The organism is Pseudomonas sp. A-RE-22, assembly GCF_019956035.1.
Lineage (GTDB): Bacteria > Pseudomonadota > Gammaproteobacteria > Pseudomonadales > Pseudomonadaceae > Aquipseudomonas > Aquipseudomonas brassicacearum.
This window is the reverse complement of record NZ_JAHBCZ010000083.1, coordinates 1-5,242: the sequence shown is the minus strand read 5'-3', so window position 1 is coordinate 5,242 and position 5,242 is coordinate 1. Positions and strand designations below refer to the sequence as shown.

3 protein-coding genes are annotated in these 5,242 nt (G+C 59.5%); all 3 read right to left on the bottom strand.

Annotated elements, in window-relative coordinates; genetic code table 11:
- Window positions 1–480: 480 nt before the first annotated feature.
- Window positions 481–2,646, bottom strand: coding sequence for a glycosyltransferase (locus tag KGA89_RS28535; protein ID WP_223473108.1), 2,166 nt, complete (start codon window positions 2,644–2,646; stop codon window positions 481–483).
- On the bottom strand, window positions 2,639–3,325 hold the full coding sequence (locus KGA89_RS28530) for a 2OG-Fe(II) oxygenase (protein ID WP_223473107.1): 687 nt from the start codon (window positions 3,323–3,325) through the stop codon (window positions 2,639–2,641). Before KGA89_RS28530 ends, KGA89_RS28535 begins: the two co-directional genes overlap by 8 nt.
- Window positions 3,319–5,242, bottom strand: a 1,924-nt coding sequence (locus KGA89_RS28525) for a polysaccharide pyruvyl transferase family protein (RefSeq protein WP_223473106.1), incomplete at its 5' end; no start/stop codon positions are given. The genes KGA89_RS28525 and KGA89_RS28530, both read right to left, overlap by 7 nt.

Here is a 5,242-nt window from a genome sequence, read left to right as displayed (position 1 = left end):
TGAAGACAGGGACTGTTTAAGCGTCGTATTCTTTTTCATGGACTCGCCCTCGCTGTCGTTGGCTTCTTAGACTGCCACCGCGGCGCATTGACGCCTCGGCGTGGGCGAGTCCATCTAATTACGGCGGGTCACTTTTGGAAAAGCGCCAAAAGTAACCAAAAACGCTTTGCCCCACCACTCGGTGCCTCGCCTAGGCTCGGCATGCCTGAACGAAGGCATCGCTCCGTGGGCCGCCGCGAAGGGCCATCCATGGCCCAGCGCGGCTAACCCGGCATCCATGCCGGGTTGCCCACTGCGCAATACCTTCGTTCAGCCAGCGTGGTTAACGGGGCGCCCGAGATCAACGTCCACGCCGAGGCGGCCTAGTAGCCGACCTGGCTCTCCCGGTCGTACACCCATCAGAACTGTGGGAGCAAAGCTTGCTCGCGACGGCGGAGTCACCGTCGACGAGGATGTTGAAGGTCATGGCCTTGTCGCGATCTAGCCCTTGTCCCCTGTCTCCACGCCAGGCTCGTCGCGATGAACGTGGGCTTGCCAAGCGCCCCATTTGCTTTCGAAGTACGCCTGGTTTTTGTCCCAGAGGGCCTGGTACTCACCGCTGGCGATCAGCTTCCTGAACGAAGCCTGCCCGTAATGATGGATAAACGCGTCTTCGGCGCAGACCGTCCGGTAGCCAGCCGCCTGCACGCGACGGCTGTAGTCGTCGTCCTCGAACATTCCGATACCGAATGCTTCATCCAGAGCCCCCACCTCTTCGAGAATGCCTCGGCGAAAGGCGACACAAAACATGGCGAGCATCGAGATATCGAACGACTGCCCCTTGTGGGCTTTGGTATAGCAGTCTGAAAAATCCTGCATCTGTTGAATGTCGGTGTAGGAAACTTCGATTTTCGCTTCGTTTCCTACCGCATTCGTGACCGGTCCGACCAAGCCGATACTCGGGTCTCTCAAATGCCGGACCAGCGGATCCAGCCAGCCGTCTGGCACTACCGTGTCGTTATTGAGCAACAGCAGAATGTCGCCGTCGGCTTCTCGCAAGCCCTGGTTATTGGCCGCAGCGAAGCCCCGGTTGTCCGGGTTTAGGATGACCTTAGCGGTCGGCACTTCCTGGCGCAGGCGCTCGAGATAATCGCCCGTACCATCCTCCGAGCCATTGTCGACGACAATGAGCTGGTAGTTGGGCCAGGTGGTATTACGCAGAATGCTGTTTACACATTGAATCGTCAGATTGAGGTTGTTGTACGTCACGAGCACGATGGAGACTTTTTCATACAGCCCGACGATAGCCAGTTGCATGCTATCGAATCGATCTTTCCAATCATTGGCCCGGGCAAGTTCTACGCGTCGTTTGTACAGGGCCAGGTCGCGCTCGGCCAAGGCACGCTCGATCTGCTCGATGAACTCATCGACTCCGGTTGCGAAGTACAACAGGTCTTTGTAAATGCTCATCTCCGCCAAAGGCGTGGAGATCACCGGCTTGCCTGCACTGATGTACTCGTAGAACTTCACCGGATCGACCGCGTGCGTCACGTTGTAGAGCCTGAAAGGAATCAGGCAGGCATCGAAATGATCCAGGTAAAGCGGCATTTGCGAGTAAGGCTTCCTGCCTAACAACTGGACATTGGGCTTGTGCTCAAGACCCGCCAGATCGTCGACAAAAATATCCCCCACCAGAATGAAGTTCCACTCTGGCCGCCTGTCCGCCAACGCCGCCAGCAAGGGATAATCAAGCCATTGGGCCAGGGCGCCGTAGTAACCAATGACAGGCCCGGCAAGCCCGCTCAGCACATCATTGGTAAAGCAGTGCTGCCGAAAAAAAGCGAAATCCACCGCGTTTCGCACCAGTACGCAGCGTGGGTTATGGGCGCACCACTTGTGGTAAAGCAACGCGGCGGAAACGGTCACCAGGTCGGCCTGGACAATCAGGGTCTTTTCCTCGCTCAGCAGCTGTTCGCCGATGTTCGGGAAACCATCCCAGTCATCCATGCAGTCATAGAGAATGCGCCAGCCATGCATGGTTCGCAGGCTGAGTGCCACGGGGCTCCAGTAAGCAATATGCACCACCGAGAGGGCGGTTCTGATCTGCATATCGGCGACCAGTGCGGCCATGGCGAGCAGCAAAGCCTGATGATTCTCAGGCGTCACCACTTTTTCGTAATACGCCTCTTGCACATCACGCTGCAGCGCCACTTCAAAAATATTGGGCGCCACTGAGGTCAACCGATAGAGCTGTCCCTGTTCCGGCACGCTGGAGGGGACGATATAAAACACCCGGTAACCATTGCTCGCAAACTGGTTCATCAACTGCTGCGGTCGCTGGAAGCGTGCAGCCCACTCAATGTTGGCGAAGCAGAGAATATCCAGGCGCCCTTTCGTGGTGAAATCCGGGGCGACGTCAGGGTTCGGCAACGGCTGTGGTGCGGCCGGATAGACGATTGCAGCGGCCGTCTCGGGGAATTCCTGCGTGGCGCTAAAACCATAACGCATCAACCGGAAAAGCGAGCGCAGTGGTCGGGTGAAACGCCACGAACGGGTGTTTTGCAGGAAGTCGACTTTTGCCAAGGCAATATCGCGCTCATTGATGGCCGCATCTCTTTGAGCCAAGGCGGCGTCGCGGTCGATCAAGGTGCTGTCGAGCTTAAGCACGTGGGTATCCATGCAGTGGAGTGCTGTCGCCCGGCGGCCACATGGAGCTGAGGGACCCCGGTCGGTAGAACGTCGCCGTCAGGCTGCGGCGTGAGGAATGGCAGCCGCTCACCACGGGCGTGACAGCATGCCAGGAGTTATCCGAACGCACCAGGATCGCCGAGTTGCCCACCAGGGGCTCGATCTCGGCCGCCACGGCAGTGGGATCGTTGCGGTGCAGGATGTTCAGGCACCCGCCGTCGTTGCGGTCCCAGGACTCATTGAAATACAGGATATGGGTGACCAGTTTATCGGGCAGGTCCGGATGCGCCCCCAGGCTCGCGCCAGGACCGTAATGAAAAACGTTGACCTCCATCGGCACGCTGCGCAGATCAATCCCGGCCAGCTCCGACATGGCCTCTCGATAGCCGGCCGAGCCAAGATCCTGCGCCAGCCTCAACCACGCCTCGCTCAGTTCTTCGGGGAAAGCGATGGCATGGGTGCCCATGTCTACCAGGGCGCGGGCCTCATAGTCATAGTTTTTTTCACCACCATAACCACTCACCGTCTTGAAGTGATCATGAGGGAAGGTCGCCGCCAACGCAGCGGCATCCTCGGCCGAATACAGACTGTCAATTTCAGCCCATGAGAACGGGTGAGACTTTAGCGCCGCTGGCGTGAGACGAGAGAGATCTAGCATTGTCTGTTCTTGTTCGCTGTCAGGTTTCTGATACCACGGGCGATGGAACGCAGTGGTGCGGTCATTCGGAATGAATTGGAATTCTGCAACTCAAGCATCCTGGCGTCACTGAGGGCCAGTTGCTGACTGAGCTGGGCAATCCGTTGCTGCTGGGCAAGCGTCTCTACTGCCGGCTCCGGCGCCGGTTCGATGACCTCAGGCTCCGGCACGGCGGGGCTTACCGGACATTCAGCCGGCAATGGATCACGCCCCTCGGCCGCGGCTTCGAGCAGGTTGGGTAGATGCTGTAGAAAAGCGCCCAACACCGGCTGGGACGAGGTTTTGCCCTGGCGGATGATCGCCGCGACCCGGTCCCAGTGCTCGACCAACCGATCCGCCGCCGCACGCGCCGCAGGCGATGGCCGGGTCTTGCCCACGCGCGCGAGGAACCATTGTGGATCGACCGTCACCGCGTCCGGCAACGCATGGAGTGAATCGAACTCCGCCAGCGCCGTGTACTTGCCCGTGGTCAGATCCGCCGAGCAGAACACCGGGACGCCAAACGCCAGAGCGGTGATTGCCAGGTGATAGCTATGGCCGATCACCGCTTGGGCCTGGCTGAGAATTTCCGCCATCAGCAACGGCTCTGGCCAGAACGACAAGGTGATGGCCTGGGGCAGGCGCGCCGCAATGACCGACGGATCGTCACCCAGGACAGGGCCAATCGGCACCACCAGGAACTGATAGCCCTGGAACGCCTCGGCGTGGTCTTCGAACAGTTTTACAAAAGATTCCACCACATGAATGGCGTGGATCACGATGTAGGGCCCGGTCAGCCCGGCCTGCTCGCGCAGGCGAACGAACTCGGCGCCAGGCTGCTGCTCATCGATCAGGCGGGGCAAGCCGAACGCGGTGTCGGGCAGCACTTCGATCTCGGCCTGCTGGGTGAGCGCGCCGAGGGCATCGCGCGACAGCGCATCACGGACTCGCACGTACTGACTCTGCTCAAGAGCCATCGTCAACAACGGCCTGGCCCAGTCGGGAATACTGTTGCAATGCATCCCGGGGGCATTCCACATGACCGGAACCCCGTGCTGCTGCGCGATGAGCGCAGGGGTCAGCCAATAACCGGTAGGGTGATGGATATTGGCGGTTGTCGGACCATAGCCGTGGGCAACGACTTTATCGAAGCGGATCAGGAAGCCACCGCCGATCAAAACACCATCCAGGCTGGCCGCTACATGAGGCAACTGCGTCAACGACGTCACCGCATAGGGCCATTCAGATCGGGTTTTCCCGTGATAGGAAAACCGATGCAGGTTGACTGAACCCAAGCGCCGGGCCAGCTCCGCCTCGGCAATGATCGGAAACAGCAGGTCACCGTAGTTTTCTACATCAAAGGTTCCGAATATAGCGACCTGCCACGTGCGCTCGTCCAGGTGTTGCGTCAAAACCTTCTCTCCTTGAGTCCCGCAGACCTTGGCAAGCGCCTCGACTGGTCGAGGGTCGATCCTCTGCAAGCCCAGGTCAACCATGCCCAGGAAATTCTTGTGGTTCGGCAACATGTCGAACGCCAAGGGCGCCACCTGTTTCTCGATCAGTTGCGAGGTATCTTCCGTCGCGCCGTGCAACAGCTTGAGCGTGACATGATAGCGCCCCTCGGCGAGGTTGGCCGGGAAGCGCACCGTGATCGCTGTGCGCCGCCAGCCATTCTCGGCCGGGCCTGGTTGCAGTGCGAAGTTGCCCCCGCCGATCACCAGCAGCCTGGCTTCCTGGATGGTGAAGCTGATGTTGGGTTGCGTGATCGACTCATGGAGCAACGCCTCGACGCGGATCTCGATGTCGTCGCCATACAGGTAACTGGAGGAGAGCTGCCGGGTGTTGGTGAAGCAGGCAGCGCTGATGTGCCCCTCTTCGGTCCCAAAGGCCATCCCCTCC

What these genes read in the sequence shown, in the direction of transcription:
- KGA89_RS28530 (WP_223473107.1), bottom strand. Translation starts at nt 3,325, where the DNA reads ATGCTAGATCTCTCTCGTCTCACGCCAGCGGCGCTAAAGTCTCACCCG.